This is a genomic window from Frankia umida (assembly GCF_023242945.1).
In the GTDB taxonomy this organism is placed as follows: domain Bacteria; phylum Actinomycetota; class Actinomycetes; order Frankiales; family Frankiaceae; genus Frankia; species Frankia umida.
On record NZ_JALKFT010000102.1, the window covers coordinates 1 to 952 of the forward strand.

Annotated in this window: 1 protein-coding gene; it reads right to left on the reverse strand. The window is 63.8% G+C overall.

The genetic code is table 11. From position 1 onward, the window contains the following. On the reverse strand, positions 1 to 947 hold a 947-nt coding region (locus tag MXD59_RS25960), incomplete at its 3' end, for a GDP-mannose 4,6-dehydratase (RefSeq protein ID WP_248827195.1). Positions 948 to 952: the final 5 nt, after the last annotated feature.

Consider the following 952-nt stretch of genomic DNA (forward strand, 5'->3'; position numbering starts at 1 on the left):
TCGACCATCATCGCGACCAGCTCCTCGAAGGCCACCCGCGGCTGCCACCCCAACACCTCCCGCGCCTTCGACGCATCCCCCACCAGCACATCCACCTCCGCCGGCCGGAAGAACCGCGGATCCTGACGCACCAACCCCGACCAGTCCGCTATCCCCACCCGCCCGAACGCCGCATCCAACAACTCACGAATACTATGCGTCTTCCCCGTCGCCACCACATAGTCATCCGGCGACTCCTGCTGCAACATCAACCACATCGCCTCCACATAATCCCCCGCGAAACCCCAGTCCCGCCGCGACTCAAGATTCCCCAGTGTCAACGAATCCTGCAACCCCAGCGAAATCCGCGCCACCGCCCGCGTCACCTTCCGCGTCACGAACTCGATACCCCGCCGCGGCGACTCGTGATTGAACAGCAACCCCGAACACGCAAACGCACCGTACGACTCACGGTAGTTCACCGTCAGATAATGACCGAACGTCTTCGCCACCCCGTACGGCGACCGCGGATGAAACGGCGTCGTCTCCCGCTGCGGCGTCTCCCGCACCTTCCCGAACATCTCCGACGACGACGCCTGATAGAACCGCACCCGCGACATGTCGTTACCACCCGCGATCCGCAACGCCTCCAACAACCGCAACACCCCCATCCCCGTCGTCTCCCCCGTCAACTCCGCCTGCTTCCACGACAGTCCGACGAACGAGATCGCCCCAAGGTTGTACACCTCGTCCGGCTGCGAGATCTCCACCGCACCGATCAACGACGACAGATCCGTCAGATCCCCCTCCAACAACACCACCCCCGGCACCACCCGCTCCACCACCGCCACCTTCGGGTTCGACTGCCCCCGAACCAACCCGAACACCTCATAACCCTTCGCGGTCAACAACTCACCCAGATACAACCCGTCCTGCCCGGTAATCCCGGTAATCAGCGCACGCGGCACGTCGA